Consider the following 13832-nt stretch of genomic DNA (forward strand, 5'->3'; position numbering starts at 1 on the left):
GACGCAACGCGGAGGAGGTGGCGTGGCGGGGAATGCGGATCGGCCGAAGCGCCGGGGGCGGCCACCGAAGTTGCGGGCCGAGACCGAGGAAGCCGCTGAGCTGGTGGAGTTCCTACGGAAACTGACCTCGGGGGTGACGGTCCGGGAAGTGGTGGAGCGGGTCCCTCCCTATAAGCGGACCCAATGGGCGAGGTTCCTCAACGGGTCGGAGCTGATCCCGCGCTACCTGCTGGAACAGCTGGTGCATGAGTTGGTACCTGAGCCCCGGCTGCGGCAGTTGCGGCTGGAACAGGGGCTGGAACTGCTGGATCAGGCCGAGCGGGCGGCCGCCGGCAAGCTTTCCGCACTGGAGATGGGCCTGCCCGAGCGGGAGTTGCGGCGGCGGCTGGAGCAGGCGCAGCGCAGCATGATCGACGCTCAGCAGCAATTGCTGAACATGACCCGGCTGGTCTCGGGCCTGGTACTGCTCACGGTGTCGCTGCAGCGCCGATGCGCCGATCTGGAGCGCCGGCAGCCCCCGGCCCCAGGGGCGGAACTGGTCCAGTACGAAAAACGCCTGCGGACCGCCGAGGCGAACCTGGCCGCGGCACGTGATCGCCAACAGGAGGCCGAGAGCCTGCGGGTCGCGGCGTTGCAGCGGGCCGAGCGGTACCGGCAGGCGCTGGAACAGGAGCAGGACGCCTCGGCAGAGGCGCTCGACGCGGGTATCGAGTCGTTCCACGACCAGGAGCCGACACTTGAGGAGTACGACGCGTTGCTGGAACAGAGTTCCGCGCGCCTGGACGAGACGGGTCGTGCCTTCGATGCTCTGCGCCGCCAGCTCGGCATCGACCCTCCCGACCAGGAAACCCCCAGCTCAGACCAGCGACGAATTGTCCGCGGACAAGTCCAGGAAAAAGCCGACGAGGACGAGACGACCACCCGGCTGCCAGCGCCCCGCAACTCCACTACCAAGGCCGGCCAGCTTGAGAGCACCAACGATCCTGAGAGGACCGACGAACAGGCCCCCGGCAGTGCATCTCTGCTTGGACGGATCGTTGTCGGGGCGGCTGTTGCCCTCTTTGCGGGAGGCTTGATTGTGGGGCTCATCGGGGTCCTGGTCGTCGCCATCGCTGATGCGGTTGTCAACACTGAGCGAAGGAACATGACCCCGGCCTGGGTCGTCTCCGGCGCAACGCCCTCGCAGATGTCCGCGCCGAGATCGAAAAACCGCCAGTACAGCAGCAAGGCGTTGGTCTACCGGATTTCTTCGGGCCAATCGGTCGGCTCCACCTTCGCGCTGCCTCACATGAAGCAGACGTGGAGCCGGCGCATCTTCCACAGCGGCCCCGGCTACGTCTTCGACGGTTACATCGACTTCCAGCCCGATAAGGCCTGTGCCTCCGCGGCCCGTCTCACCTGGCGGCTGCACGACCGGAGCGGCCGGCTTCCCCTCACCCACGAAGTCGACTTCTACGAACTCGGCCTCCCCGCCGGGCAGGTCACCTTCACCGCCCGCCTCGACGCGCCCTCCCCGTGTACCGGATCCCTACGCCTCATCAACCCTGAAGTGGCCAACAACGCCTCTATGGGCGGCAAGGGCACCCCGCCCCCTGAGGTGGCGACCGAACCCAAGTGACCGCCGGCGTCCAGCGCTCCTGAACCCTTCCCGCTCCGCCGGTATTTGTCCGGCACCGACCTGCGGGATCGTCTTTCCCCCGCAGTGGACAACTCGGCCGGCAGGCACGGTGATCCCATCACGTACTTCACCCGGGACCTCCACCGGAACCCGGGCGACCAGAAGGAGCAGTGATGGATCTGGGGACAGCGACCGATGCCCTGATCGCCGTGCTGGGAGCAGTGACCGCCGCCCTGGCCTATCTGGAGGCCCGCGAACACCGCAACCAGAAAACCAGGAACCCCAACGACAGCGACCCGCCCCGCAAGCCCGTGGATGCCGGCGACGACTAAGGGATGGCCGCAAGGAGGCCTGGAAACTGCTGTACGAATCGTGCGTCAGGCCGAGGAGATCTTCATCCTGAACGTCGAGGATTTGCTGCTTGCAGACAAACGCGCCCACCTGACCTCCAAGAGCGGCTGAGAGTCTCAAGGACGCGGCGCTTCACCGTGCTGTTCGGCGGGGTTATTCAGGCGAACAGGGAGGCCAGAAGGATGATGGGCAGCGAGATGACTGAGGCCAGGGTCATCGGGATGGTGTGGGTCTTTACGGTGCCGCGGGTGGACAGGCCGAGGAGCGACTGGAACATCCAGAAGAAGTTGCTGCTTACGTGAGGCAGGAACAGCGCCCCCGATCCTGCGGCCATTGCGACGAGCACGATCGGGGCATCGAGGTTCGCGGCGATGGGAGCCAGAATGCCCGCCGCGGTGATACCGGCGACGGAGATGGAGCCGAGCGCCATGTGGAGGACGGCCGCCACGAGCCACACCAGCAGCAGTGGTGGAAGAAGCCCGGCGGAGAAGGCATCGCCCAGGACGTCGGCCATGCCGGATCTTTCGATGACGCATCCGAGGGAGCCGCTGATGCCGCTGAGGACGAGAATGGGTCCGCATTGGGTCAGTGCGGACCCGATGGCGTCGCCGATCTCCTGCCGGGTGCGGATCCGGCTGGCCAGGGCGTAGGCCAATCCGGCGCCAAGGAATATGGCGACGATCGGGTCGGAGAGGAATTTCAGAGCCGCGGGGTCCGCGGACATGGTCTTGGCCAGGGCGCCGCCTGCGATGAGGACCAGTGTGAGCAGGACGGGTGTCACTGAGAGGAACAGTGGAAGCTCACGCGGGCCGGGCGGTAGAGGGGTCTTCGTCGTTGTGGTGTCGGTCTTGTCGGCCGTGGCGACGCTGCCGGGGCCGTCGGCGGCCGGTGACGGTGGTTCGGGGTTGTGAGTGGCGGTGGCCGTCCCGGGCGCCGGCTGTTCGTCGCCTGTCAGGTCTTCGATCTCGTCGAGTTCGGGGTTCCATCCGGTGACGCGCAGAATGGCCGCGAAGGTCAGCATGGTGAGCAGGGCCGTGGGCAGGCCGATGGCGAGGCCGAGGAGGAACATCTGCCCCAGCGGCACGTCCAGGATGCCGGCGATGGCGACCGCGGCGACGCCGGGCGCCACGAAGACCAGGCCCACCTCGATGCCGGCGGTGAGGGCGCCGCCCATCAGGGCGCGGCCCTTGGGTCCCATCTTCGGTGCGAGCCGCCGGGCCAGTGGCGCGGACAGGACGAGCAGGACGTCGGAGTAGATGGAGGTGAACAGGGAGCTGAGGGTGGCCGCGAACACGTACGGGATGCTGCGGTCCCCGAAGATCCTCAGCATCGCCTCGACCAGCCGCTGCATTGTGTCGGTGACTGTCAGCAGGGCGCCGAGGATGACGCCGAAGGTGACCAGGATGCCGATGTCGCCCATGACGTCGGCGAACCCGTCGGCGATGGCGTCGGGCGTGCCGCCGACTCCCACGCGTGCGGTGAGACCGAGATAGAGGGTGCCGAACAGCAACGCGAAGACCGGTGGGAACTTCAGCCAGGTGATGGCCAGGACGATGCCCGCGATGGCGATGGCTGTGTTGATGAGCAGCAAGGTGTGATCTGGCACCCGTGGCTCCCTTCTGTGAGGTGCTCACGCTCACCAGCGCAGACCGATGAGACGCAGACCACATGGTGGCGACAGTCCCCCCGGGCGTGTCCAAGACCGATTTGCAGGCCGAACGATAGGGTCCGCCTATCGATCGACCGGCCGGAGGCTTCTTCGGCCCATCAACCGGTGCTCAGGGCGGTGTGGACATGGACGTTCGGCAACTGCGCTACTTTCTGGCCGTGGTGGACCACGGCGGCGTCCACCGCGCGGCCGAGCACCTGTTCGTGGCGCAGCCCTCGATCACCCAGTCGATCCGCCGCCTTGAGTCCGAGATCGGCGCCAAGCTGTTCCTGCGGCAGTCCCGCGGCCTGGTCCTGAGCCCGTCGGGAGCCGCCCTGGTGGAACCCGCACGTGAGGTCGTCCGCTCCCTGGATGTCGCCCGGGAAACGGTCGCCGCCGTCGAGGGACTGCGCGGGGGCCGGCTGCGGATCGCCTCGATGCCCTCGCAGGTCGTCAGCCCGCTGACCGCCCTGCTCGCCGAATTCTCCCGCCGCTACCCCGGGGTGAACGTCGCCGTCGCGGCGGCCGCCCGGCCCGACGATGTACGCGACACCCTGCGTCGGGGCGTCGCAGAGATCGGCCTGGTCGCGACCGCCGGCCACAACGAGGCCATGACCGACCTGGACCGGCTGCCCATCGAGTCCCAGTCGTTCGTCCTGGTCGCCCGCGATGACGCCCTGCCGCCCGGCGACGACGCGCTGACCATCGGCGAACTCGCGGGCCTCCGCCTGGTGGCCGGTCAGCCGGGGACCGGCATGCGGCGGGTCGCCGACGCCATTGCCGCCGCGACCGACTGCCGCATCGTCGTCGAGATCGAGCATCGCGAGGGCCTCCTGCCACTGGTGCTCAGCGGCGTCGGGGTCGCGGTCGTCGCCGATGCCTGGACCGGGCTTGCCGACGCCGTGGGGCTGCGGGTCCGCCGGCTGGACATCGAAGATCGGCTTGAGGTGGCACTGGTGTGGCAGCGGCACCGCCTCACGCCCGCGGCGGCCGCCTTCGTGGCCCTGACCCAAGCCCCCTCCGCACCCGGCGACACCGAGAACCGATAGGCCGCGGCTATCGATCGGACTGTCAGCGCGTCTTGGACATGACGGCCGGCTCGGCGCTGCACTGGTTCCATGACCACACGCCACCGCATCGCGCTCATCCCCGGAGACGGCATCGGCACCGAAGTGCTGCCACCCGCCTGCGCGGTCCTGGACGCCGTCGGCCGCCGCCACGGACTCGCCTTCGCCTACGACACCTTCGACTGGTCCTGCCAGCGGTACCTCACCGAGGGCGCGATGATGCCCGAGGACGGCCTCGGACTCATCCGCCACCACGACGCCATCCTGCTCGGAGCCGTCGGGTGGCCGACCGTGCCCGACCATGTGTCGCTGTGGGGGCTGCTGATCCCGATCCGCCGACAGTTCCAGCAGTACGTGAACCTGCGTCCGATCAAAGTCCTCAACGGCGTCCCAAGCCCCGTCACGAAGGCGACCACCGGCGTCGACTTCGTCGTGGTCCGGGAGAACGTCGAAGGCGAGTACTCCGAGATCGGCGGCCGCCTGAATCGTGGGTTCCCCACCGAAATGGCCGTCCAGGAAGCGGTTTTCACCCGGCAGGGCACCGAACGGATCCTGGACTATGCGTTTGAGATGGCCCGCACCAGACAGGGCGAGGTGGTCTCCGCGACCAAATCCAACGGCATCGTGCACACCATGCCGTTCTGGGACGAGCTGGTTGAGGAGACAGGTAACCGATTCCCAGATGTGGCATGGCGCCAAGAGCACATCGACGCCCTCGTCGCCAAGATCGTCCTGGACCCCTCGCGCTTCGACGTCATCGTCGGGTCCAACCTCTTCGGCGATATTCTCAGCGACCTCGCCGCAGCCGTGGCGGGCAGCATCGGCATCGCCCCTGCCGCCAACCTCAACCCCGAGCGCGACCACCCCTCGATGTTCGAACCCGTCCACGGCTCCGCCCCCGACATCGCGAGCCAAGGCATCGCCAACCCCCTGGGCGCCATCTGGTGCGCCTCCATGATGCTCGACCACCTGGGACACCCCGAAGCGGCCATCGAAATCTTCGACGCGTTCGCCACCGCGCTCGCCACCACCCAAGTCCGCACCCCAGACCTGGGCGGCAGCGCCACCACCAAGGAGTTCACCAACCTGATCCTGCACACCCTCACGCGTCACTGAACACCTTCGCAGCGGTCGGGCGTGGTCGACTTCGGTCCCGCGCAGCCGCAAATGTTCCAGCGTCGATCACGTGGTGGACAAAGACGTCTATTGGCGGGCCTCGTGCTCTGCACTCCCCTCCTGCGGGGAGGAGGCCGCGCCGGGGATGCGGTGTAGCCGGGCGCGCATCGCCTCGATGACCAGTTCCATGGTGAAGTCGAAGGCGTCATCGGCGCGGGACGTCCCAGGCGGGCGGCTGCGCATGACGCGCGCCAGCGTCGTCGCCTGGGCGAGGGCCTCGGCCGGGTAGATCACCTCGGGCGAGACGAGGTCCAGGCTCGCGCCGATCGTCACGATGTCGATCACCGCGATCACGTGCACGACATCCCGGTCGGTGAATCCGGCCCGGGAAAGAATGGCGGCGAGGTTCTCGACGGTGGTGATCGCCGAGTCCAGGCCCGCGGGCGACGTCGCCAGCAGCATGATGACCCACGAGTGCCTGGCCAGCACCTCGCGCTGTGCGGCGGCGACGTTCCGGACGACGTCCGCCCAGTCGCGGGACACGTCCACCCGGACCGCCATCTCCTCGTGCAGCCGCCGGCGGATCAGCTCGATGATCTCGGCCCGCCCGTTCACGTGGTTGTACAGCGAGGACGGCCGGACGCCGAGTCGTCTCGCCAACTCCGGCACGGTGAACCCGCCGGTCTCGCTCGCGAGTTTCCAGCGCCGCGTCGACGATGCCGTCTCGCGAGAGCAGCGGCTCGCGGGGGCGGGCCTTCGCCCTGCCGCTGACGATCTGGGTCCTCACCAGCTTCTTCGCCGCGATGCCCTGGGAACTGGAGAAGGCCGCGCAAGCGGACGGTGCCTCCCCGAGCCAGGCGTTCCTCCGGGTCCTGGTCCCGCTGGCCGCCCCCGGTCTCTTCACCACCGCGATCATGGTCTTCCTGTCGGCGTGGGACGAGTACCTGCTGGCCGGCCTGCTCTCCAACGGGAACCCGGACGTCGCGCGCCGGTCACCGTGGCGATCGCCAACTTCGCCGGCTCCCAGCCGCACCAGGTCCCCTACACGGCGATCATGGCAGCCGGGGCGATCGTGACCGTCCCCTTGATGCTCACCGTGTTGGTGTTCCAGCGGCGCATCGTCGCCGGGCTCACCGCGGGCGCCTTCAAGTGACCTCGGCCCGGCGGCCGGGGGGCGGCTTCCAGGGCGGGACATCCAACATGACCACCAAGCCGTTGACCAGGTCGCCGCGCGGGAGCCCCTGCACGGCGGCGACCGCGTCTTTCGCGGCGTCCGTGGCCGCGATCATTCATCACCGCGGGCGAAGCATGCGATCGGAGTCTTCTGTTGGACAGCTAATAGTGTGTCCGCAGGATGGTACGGACCGTCTTTCATGAGGAGGAAGTACATGCGCACGCGCCGTATCGGCGACACGCAGGTCAGCGCAATCGGTCTCGGGGGCATGCCGATGTCCATCGAGGGCAGGCCGGACGAGGAGCGGTCGGTCGCCACCGTCCATGCCGCACTGGACGCCGGGCTGACGTTGATCGACACTGCGGACGCCTACCACCGGGACGCGGCGGAGGTGGGCCACAACGAGACCCTGATCGCGCGGGCCCTGTCCAGTCATGGGGGAGACACCTCAGGCGTGCTGGTGGCGACCAAGGGCGGGCACCTTCGTCCAGGGGACGGCTCGTGGACGCTGAACGGCTCGCCCGAATACCTCAAGCGGGCCTGCGAAGCCTCGCTCAAGCGGCTGGGCGTCGACGCCATCGGCCTTTACCAGTTCCACCGTCCAGACCCCAAGGTCCCCTACGCCGACTCCATCGGCGCGATCCGCGACCTGCTGGACGAGGGCAAGATCAGGTTTGCCGGCATCTCGAACGCCGACCCGGAACAGATCAAGCAGGCCGACGAGATCCTCGGCGGCCGGCTGGTGAGCGTGCAGAACCAGTTCTCGCCCGCCTTCCGTTCCAGCGAGCCGGAGCTGGAGCTGTGCGCGGAGATGGGCATCGCGTTCCTGCCGTGGAGCCCGCTCGGCGGAATCGCCCAGGCCGGTGACCTCGGCTCCCGGTTCGCCCCGTTCGCCGAGATCGCCAAGGCGCGCGAGGTGAGCCCGCAGCAGGTGTGCCTGGCCTGGATGCTCGCCAAGGCACCGGTGGTGATCCCCATCCCCGGTTCGTCCCGTCCCGAGACCATCCGCGACTCGGTACAGGCGGCCGAACTGGAGCTCACACCCGACGAACTGGCCCGCTGTTCGGGAGCGTAGGCCGGCAGGTAGAACACCGTGAGCCAGTCGGTGTGGACGTCGATGAACGCCGAGTGGTGGGTGTCCAGATTGTCCCAGACTGGCACGATCTTCCCGCCGGGCAGCTGCTGGTGGGCGCCCTGCAGCATGCTCTTGTACTCGGTCAGGGTGAAGGCGGCGCGTTCGCCTTTGCGGCGGCGGTAATGGTGCAGCCGGTAGATCAGCCGGGACCACGCACCGGGCGATCACAGACCATCCCGGCGACCCAGATGCGGGCGCCGTGTTCACCTCCGTGCATCTCACCTGTGGGCAGTGTCCCCGGCCGGCTCCAGGAGCGTTCTATTTGGCAGCCTGAGCCCGTGACGGGTCTCATCGAGGGAACAGATCCAGGCGCTGAGATCCGCTGCGGTGGTTCTATTTGCGGCCACACCTGCTCTTCCACGCCTGCACGGGCGTGATCGTCGCGTTCGACCGCGCGGCGTCCGGCCACCTACACCGACCAGCCGCCCAGGCGCAGCAGCAGCGACACCCCAGGCAAGGTGCAGTCGATCCCGAACGGCCGGCGGACCAGCGCGGCTACCGGCCCAGCGTCCACCGCTGGTCACCGGCATAGCCCTGCGCGGCCGGACCGCGGTTCATCTCGGCCCCGACCGCGCGAAGGCGGCATCGTCCAGCCGCGGCCGCCGATGCGAACCCTTGGACCACAGTGCCTCGGCCCCGCCTCCGCGCCAGGCCCGCCGCCATTTCTGCACCAGCCGCAGCCCGACTCGTAGATCGGCGGCGATCCACACCTTGGCCGACCTTGCCGAACCATTGCCCAGCTGCGTCCAGACCTGTTCTCGCCGTTCATGGCCGACGGCGCTCATCCCACCGTCCTGGGGTATCTGGCCATGCCGTCGGCCAACGCCCACACCGCCGGTGCGACCAGCTCGAGCCAGATCTGGTCGGGGGCGAAGCCGCGCAGCAGCAGGTCGCGCAGCCCTTGTCTTTGGCGCACCGGATGCGGTCTTCGCAGCGGGGCCGACGGCCCAGACATCCGCGCCGGGTAGTACCAGGTCCCACGTTGGCTCATGGGGAGCCGTCGCAGGTGCTCACCGGCTGCGACGTTCTGCTCGGTGAGCATGTGCTCCCACCGAATGCAATCCGCGAGAGGTGTGCCCGCCTGACGGCCCTCATGTGCCTCCCCTCGTAGCGTGGAGACCTGAACCAGAGAGATGGTTGGGTCGTGGGAGACAAGAGACGCCGGTTCGATCCGGAGTTCCGTGAGGGAGCGGTGCGGATCGTCAAGGAGACCGGCAAGCCCGTCGCGCAGGTCGCGCGGGATCTGGGGATCAACCCCTACACGCTGCACAACTGGATGAAGGTCGACCGTGAGCGGGAGGCCGCGGGCGAGGCGTTGCGCGGGTCCGAGCGTGAGGAGCTGGCTCGGCTGCGCCGGCAGAAGGCCGAGTGGGCCAAGGAACGCGCTGAGCTTGAGATGGAGCGTGAGGTGCTCAAGCGATCAGTGGTCCTGTGGGTGAAGGACTCGATGAACCGGTGATCGTCGCGGAGTTCATCGCGTCCTGCAGGACCGAGCACGGCATCCCGCACGCGATCGCCTGCCGGGCCCTTGAGGTCTCGCAGTCCTGGTTCTACAAGCACATCAACCGCGCCCCGACCGCGCGCGAGCAGCGGCGGGCCCGGCTGGACGAGGCGATCAAGCGGCTGTTCACCGCCTCGGGCGGCACCTACGGCAGCCCGCGGATCACCGATGATCTGCGGGAGGAGGGCTGGAGGGTCTCGGTCAACACCGTTGCCGTGCGGATGGCCGAGCTCGGTCTGGCCGGGCGTCCGCCGGGGCGGCGGCGGTCGTTGACCCGGCCGGGACGTCGGCCGGCCGCGCGCCCGACCTGGTGCGCCGCAGCTTCACCGCCGTGGCGCCGGATCTGCTGTGGTGCGGGGACGTGACGCAGATCGACACCGACGAGGGACCGCTGTATCTGGCCACGGTCGAGGACCTGTTCTCGCGCCGGATGCTCGGCCACGCCATGAGCGAGCACCACGATGCGGCCCTGGCGGTGGCGTCGCTGCAGATGGCGGCCGCGACCAGAGGCGGTGACGTGGACGGGGTGATCTTCCATACCGACCGCGGATCGGAGTACACCGCGGCCCGCACGGCCGCGGCCTGCCGCGCCCTGGGCGTGGTGCAGTCGATGGGCCGGGTCGGCTGCGCGCTGGACAACGCCGCCGCCGAGGCGTTCAACAGCACTCTGAAGGTCGAGTTCGTCCACCGGCACCGCTTCACCACCCGCGCCGAGGCCCGCATCAAGGTCGCGACCTGGATCGCCGACTTCTACAACACCAGCCGCAGGCACAGCGCCAACGACGGGCTCGCCCCGATCACGTTCGAGCGTCAGATGGCAGAAACCCGCAGAGCATCAACGGCCCAGCTCAGGGCCGAAGTGGCATAACACCGTCTCCACGCTTTGAGGGGATTGACACTCACGTGTGGTCTGCCGGTAGGCCAATGCGGCGTGAGCGGGCCAGGACCAGGCCGCCGAGGATCATGGCGGTCAGCCCCAGCAGCAGGGCCAAGGCACCACCAACGACTCCGTTGCCGGTGCCGGGACCACCGTCGGCGACGGCCAGATTCAGCGCGCCCGCGACCACGGTGATCAGCCCGGACACCAGGGCCAGGTTGGCCCCCTTCCTTCCACCGTTGCCGATACTCCGGACGGAACGGGCCAGCGCCAGCCCGCCAATGGCCGCGCCGACCAGCCCCAGCAGCGCGGCCGAGGTGGCCCAGAGTCGCGCGGCGGTCAGGCTGTAGGCATCGACGTCGGTCGACTGAGCCAAGACGTGCGTGGCCGCCGGTAGGGCGAGCGTGAATCCGACTGACATGAGGTACTCCTTCTCCTCCGGCGATTTGGCCAGGGCTTGAGCATGTCGGGTGGACCCGCCGCCGGTCGTCCCGCAGGCGCAGACACTTGGAACTGCCGCCGATGCCGCAGGCGCCGCGCATGTACCGCGGATGCGGTAGCCGACGCTCGTCCACGAGCCGGAGCCGCCCGCAGCGACATCCGGTTATGGCGCGTACATGGGCAAAGGGCGGATCCGTGTCCCGGCCGATGTCACGGACTAACGAGGTAGCCGCCTCGCCGCAGCAGTTGATCAACACTTTGAGCAGGGCACCTCGGGACCTTCATCGCCGCAGCTCAGACACAGGTTCGTTGCCACTCGACGTCGCTCTCTCTGTCAAAAGACTTCTCCCAGGTCGGCGGACGTGACTTGGCGAGCCCTCCGTTGCACTCATTTCTCGTGCGACCTGCTGGCCCGGGCTGCCGCTGCTCTGAGGCGCCGCCGTCAACGATCCGGACCGGTCGCTGATGAGCGGGTCCGTCCGGGAAGGCTTCGGCAACCGGCTCTTCGTGATGGGGGTCACATTTCGGCCCCTGACGGCACCCCTTGGGCGGCCTTCCACTGCGTGGGTCTCATCGAATCCTCATCGTGCTCCGGACAACACAGCACGGCGATCGGATGTCTGGCGGGCGGCCGACAAGGTTCATGAGATCTGGGTTAAGTTCCATCATGACTCTCTCATCTCTCTTAGTTTCGTCTTCCTCTTGTTTCAGATCCGTCTCAGCGGTTTCAAGGAATCGGCCCGCTAGGTTCTTTCTTGCGAGCTCCGAAAAGCGGCGCTCAAGCAGGGAAGGGGATACCAAATGGGTTTCCGTAAGATTGCTCCGGTTCCGCCGAAGAAGAAGCACGCTCCCAAGCCGAAGAAGCACTGCCGTCCCAAGCGGCCGGCCCGGCGGCCCGGTAAGTAACCGGCGAAATAGCGAGGAGAGCCGGTCGGGCCCCGCCTACGACCCGATCGGCTCTTCTCGTGTTCTGCTGGTTATCAGACCGAGGAGCATCCGGTGACCGAAACCGAAACGTACGCGCCCTTTTCCACCAGTTCCGTCCGAAAGACACTCCGGGTGTACTGGCCGGAGACCAAAGGCGACCGGCGGCTGCTGGTGGCCGGCGGTGTGCTCATCATCGCGGCGGCGCTCTGTGAGGTGGGCGCGATCTGGCTGTTCGGCTATATCACCGACAATGTGCTGGCCGCCAAGGACCTGAGCGCCTTCTGGACGCCCGCCGCGGCCTGGCTGGCGCTGGCCCTGGTGACCGGGGTGGCGACGTTCGGCGGGGATTACGCGCTGGCGCTGGCCGGGGAGCGCTTCCTGCTCCGGCTGCGCGACCGGGTCTTCGCCCACCTGCAGGGCCTGTCGCCGGAGTTCTTCAACAGGCGGCCGCTCGGCGACCTCATCGCCCGCCTCACCGACGACATCGAGTCGATCGAGGAGCTGGTCGCCTCCGGCCTGGTCCGCGCCCTCACCTCGGTGATCACGATTGTCTTCTTCATGGCCGCCGCCGTGGTGGTCCGCTGGGACCTGGCGCTCGTCGCGTGCGCGCTGGTCCCCCTCTTCCTGCTCGTGTCGAAGACGTTCTCGGCCCGCTTCAAGACCGTGGCCGACGACGAACGGCGCAGCAACGGCGTGATGACCGCGCTGGTCGAGGAGAGCATCTCCAACCAGGCGCTGGTCCAGGCGTACAACCGGCAGCGCACCCAGGAACGCCGGCTGCACCAGGAAGGACGCACCTGGCTGCGGGCGAAGATGGCCGAGGCTCGGCTGTCGGCGATGTACGAGCCGCTGACCTCGATCGTCGAGACGCTGTGCGTGCTCGTCGTGCTGGGCATGGGCGCCTGGGAGCTCACCGGCGGCCGCATCACGCTGGGCGGTCTGCTGTCCTTCGCCGCTTACCTGGCCTACCTCTACCCGCCCGTACAGAGCCTCGGGCAGTTCGGCCTGTCCGTCGCGGAGGCCTCGGCCAGCTCGGACCGGGTACTGGAGGTGCTGCGCGCCCAGCCCGCCGTCGCGGACGGCCGGGCGGTCCGGGTACGAGTGCAGAGCCGCGGCCGGATCGACTTCTCGGACGTCTCGTTCGGCTACGAGAACGCCCGCCGCCCCGCCATCGAGCACCTCTCCTTCTCAGTCGGCCCGGGCGAGCTTCTCCTGGTCACCGGCCCGAGCGGCGCGGGCAAGTCGACAATCGCCCGCCTTATGCTGCGCTTTTACGACCCCACCGCGGGCCGGATCCTGCTGGACGGCGTCGACATCCGCGAACTCTCGCTCCGTACGCTCCGCTACAACGTGACCCTCCTCCAGCAGGAGACGATGCTCTTCCCCGGCACCATCCACGAGAACATCGCGTACGGCCGGTCCGGCGCCGCCGAAGCGGACATCGTCGCCGCGGCCGTGGCCGCCGACGCCCACGACTTCATCACCGCACTGCCCGAGGGCTACCACACCCGCGTCGGGGAGAAGGGACGGCTGCTCTCCGGCGGCCAGCGCCAGCGCCTCGCCATCGCCCGCGCCATGCTCCGCAACGCCCCGGTTCTCATCCTCGACGAACCCACCACCGGCCTGGACGCCGACACCGCCCGCCGCGTCCTGGACCCGCTGCGCCGCCTCATGGCCGGCCGCACCACCATCCTCATCACCCACGACCTGCACCTTGCCCCGGAAGCGGACCGGACGGTGCTGCTCGGCACCGACCCGACCCGCCTCACCGTCCCGCACAAGATCCCGCAGACGCTGTACGGAGGTCAGAACAGATGACGGACGTTCTCCGTGCCCGCACCGCCCCTGCCCCAGCGTTTCAGGGGCCGAAGGAGACCGTGAGAACGAGCACGCGGACGGGACGCGTGGTCGGCAGCCGTCCCAGTCGCTTCGGCTTGGTCCTTCCTGGCGAAGGAGGTCGCCCAGCGCATCGCCGAG

16 protein-coding genes are annotated in these 13832 nt (G+C 68.4%); 10 read left to right on the plus strand and 6 right to left on the minus strand.

What is annotated here, in order from left to right; translation table 11 throughout:
* Positions 1-22: 22 nt before the first annotated feature.
* Together ACQPXG_RS27215 and ACQPXG_RS27220 are read left to right on the plus strand one after the other, a co-directional pair.
* Complete coding sequence (locus ACQPXG_RS27215; protein WP_433461951.1) at positions 23-1618, plus strand: hypothetical protein; 1596 nt, start codon at positions 23-25, stop codon at positions 1616-1618.
* A gap of 173 nt (positions 1619-1791) precedes the next feature.
* Positions 1792-1950, plus strand: a complete 159-nt coding sequence (locus ACQPXG_RS27220; RefSeq protein ID WP_433461952.1) for a hypothetical protein — start codon at positions 1792-1794, stop codon at positions 1948-1950.
* Between the two features lie 176 nt (positions 1951-2126).
* On the opposite strand, the gene ACQPXG_RS27225 is transcribed toward ACQPXG_RS27220, so the two are convergent.
* On the minus strand, positions 2127-3575 hold the full coding sequence (locus ACQPXG_RS27225) for a GntP family permease (RefSeq protein WP_433461953.1): 1449 nt from the start codon (positions 3573-3575) through the stop codon (positions 2127-2129).
* Between the two features lie 188 nt (positions 3576-3763).
* Between ACQPXG_RS27225 and ACQPXG_RS27230 the strand changes: the two genes are divergently transcribed.
* Both ACQPXG_RS27230 and ACQPXG_RS27235 read left to right on the plus strand, forming a co-directional pair.
* Positions 3764-4666, plus strand: coding sequence for a LysR family transcriptional regulator (locus ACQPXG_RS27230; protein WP_433461954.1), 903 nt, complete (start codon positions 3764-3766; stop codon positions 4664-4666).
* A gap of 69 nt (positions 4667-4735) precedes the next feature.
* A complete protein-coding gene (locus ACQPXG_RS27235; RefSeq protein ID WP_433461955.1) occupies positions 4736-5800 on the plus strand; it encodes a tartrate dehydrogenase in 1065 nt (354 codons plus the stop codon).
* 87 nt (positions 5801-5887) lie between these two features.
* Here the strand turns inward: ACQPXG_RS27235 and ACQPXG_RS27240 are convergent, their stop codons facing one another.
* Entirely contained in the window at positions 5888-6460 is a 573-nt protein-coding gene (locus ACQPXG_RS27240) for a TetR/AcrR family transcriptional regulator C-terminal domain-containing protein (RefSeq protein ID WP_433461956.1), read from the minus strand.
* A 56-nt stretch (positions 6461-6516) separates the two neighbouring features.
* On the opposite strand from ACQPXG_RS27240, the gene ACQPXG_RS27245 reads away from it, so the two are divergent.
* Positions 6517-6876, plus strand: coding sequence for an ABC transporter permease subunit (locus tag ACQPXG_RS27245; RefSeq protein ID WP_433461957.1), 360 nt, complete (start codon positions 6517-6519; stop codon positions 6874-6876).
* A 69-nt stretch (positions 6877-6945) separates the two neighbouring features.
* Here the strand turns inward: ACQPXG_RS27245 and ACQPXG_RS27250 are convergent, their stop codons facing one another.
* Entirely contained in the window at positions 6946-7089 is a 144-nt protein-coding gene (locus ACQPXG_RS27250) for a hypothetical protein (protein WP_433461958.1), read from the minus strand.
* 99 nt (positions 7090-7188) lie between these two features.
* Here ACQPXG_RS27250 and ACQPXG_RS27255 point away from each other — a divergent pair, with 99 nt between their 5' ends.
* The gene (locus ACQPXG_RS27255) at positions 7189-8049 is read left to right on the plus strand and encodes an aldo/keto reductase (protein WP_433461959.1); all 861 of its coding nucleotides are present in this window, start codon (positions 7189-7191) and stop codon (positions 8047-8049) included.
* A 614-nt stretch (positions 8050-8663) separates the two neighbouring features.
* Here ACQPXG_RS27255 and ACQPXG_RS27260 read toward each other — a convergent pair.
* Positions 8664-8894 (minus strand): hypothetical protein, encoded by a 231-nt coding sequence (locus ACQPXG_RS27260; protein ID WP_433461960.1) that lies wholly within the window; start codon positions 8892-8894, stop codon positions 8664-8666.
* Positions 8891-9025 (minus strand): hypothetical protein, encoded by a 135-nt coding sequence (locus tag ACQPXG_RS27265; RefSeq protein ID WP_433461961.1) that lies wholly within the window; start codon positions 9023-9025, stop codon positions 8891-8893. The genes ACQPXG_RS27260 and ACQPXG_RS27265 overlap by 4 nt, the downstream gene beginning before the upstream one ends.
* A gap of 228 nt (positions 9026-9253) precedes the next feature.
* On the opposite strand from ACQPXG_RS27265, the gene ACQPXG_RS27270 reads away from it, so the two are divergent.
* Genes ACQPXG_RS27270 through ACQPXG_RS27280 form a run of 3 tightly spaced genes read left to right on the plus strand, consistent with a single transcriptional unit; the run spans position 9254 to position 10478 of the window.
* Entirely contained in the window at positions 9254-9568 is a 315-nt protein-coding gene (locus ACQPXG_RS27270; protein WP_433461962.1) for a transposase, read from the plus strand.
* On the plus strand, positions 9565-9975 hold the full coding sequence (locus ACQPXG_RS27275) for an IS3 family transposase (protein ID WP_433461963.1): 411 nt from the start codon (positions 9565-9567) through the stop codon (positions 9973-9975). Before ACQPXG_RS27270 ends, ACQPXG_RS27275 begins: the two co-directional genes overlap by 4 nt.
* Positions 9942-10478 carry an IS3 family transposase gene (locus tag ACQPXG_RS27280; RefSeq protein WP_433461964.1) on the plus strand — a complete coding sequence of 179 codons (537 nt, stop codon included), beginning with the start codon at positions 9942-9944 and terminating at the stop codon, positions 10476-10478. The genes ACQPXG_RS27275 and ACQPXG_RS27280 overlap by 34 nt, the downstream gene beginning before the upstream one ends.
* Before the next feature lie 31 nt (positions 10479-10509).
* Here the strand turns inward: ACQPXG_RS27280 and ACQPXG_RS27285 are convergent, their stop codons facing one another.
* A complete protein-coding gene (locus tag ACQPXG_RS27285; RefSeq protein ID WP_433461965.1) occupies positions 10510-10908 on the minus strand; it encodes a DUF6223 family protein in 399 nt (132 codons plus the stop codon).
* Between the two features lie 1019 nt (positions 10909-11927).
* On the opposite strand from ACQPXG_RS27285, the gene ACQPXG_RS27290 reads away from it, so the two are divergent.
* Positions 11928-13673: an ABC transporter ATP-binding protein gene (locus tag ACQPXG_RS27290; RefSeq protein ID WP_433461966.1), complete on the plus strand. Its 1746-nt coding sequence runs from the start codon at positions 11928-11930 to the stop codon at positions 13671-13673.
* Positions 13674-13832: the final 159 nt, after the last annotated feature.

This window comes from Spirillospora sp. CA-128828 (genome assembly GCF_050945415.1).
GTDB lineage: Bacteria > Actinomycetota > Actinomycetes > Streptosporangiales > Streptosporangiaceae > Spirillospora.

What these genes read in the sequence shown, in the direction of transcription:
- ACQPXG_RS27220 (WP_433461952.1), top strand. Translation starts at nt 1,792, where the DNA reads ATGGATCTGGGGACAGCGACCGATGCCCTGATCGCCGTGCTGGGAGCA.
- ACQPXG_RS27230 (WP_433461954.1), top strand. Translation starts at nt 3,764, where the DNA reads ATGGACGTTCGGCAACTGCGCTACTTTCTGGCCGTGGTGGACCACGGC.
- ACQPXG_RS27235 (WP_433461955.1), top strand. Translation starts at nt 4,736, where the DNA reads ATGACCACACGCCACCGCATCGCGCTCATCCCCGGAGACGGCATCGGC.
- ACQPXG_RS27245 (WP_433461957.1), top strand. Translation starts at nt 6,517, where the DNA reads ATGCCGTCTCGCGAGAGCAGCGGCTCGCGGGGGCGGGCCTTCGCCCTG.
- ACQPXG_RS27250 (WP_433461958.1), bottom strand. Translation starts at nt 7,089, where the DNA reads ATGATCGCGGCCACGGACGCCGCGAAAGACGCGGTCGCCGCCGTGCAG.
- ACQPXG_RS27255 (WP_433461959.1), top strand. Translation starts at nt 7,189, where the DNA reads ATGCGCACGCGCCGTATCGGCGACACGCAGGTCAGCGCAATCGGTCTC.
- ACQPXG_RS27260 (WP_433461960.1), bottom strand. Translation starts at nt 8,894, where the DNA reads ATGAGCGCCGTCGGCCATGAACGGCGAGAACAGGTCTGGACGCAGCTG.
- ACQPXG_RS27285 (WP_433461965.1), bottom strand. Translation starts at nt 10,908, where the DNA reads ATGTCAGTCGGATTCACGCTCGCCCTACCGGCGGCCACGCACGTCTTG.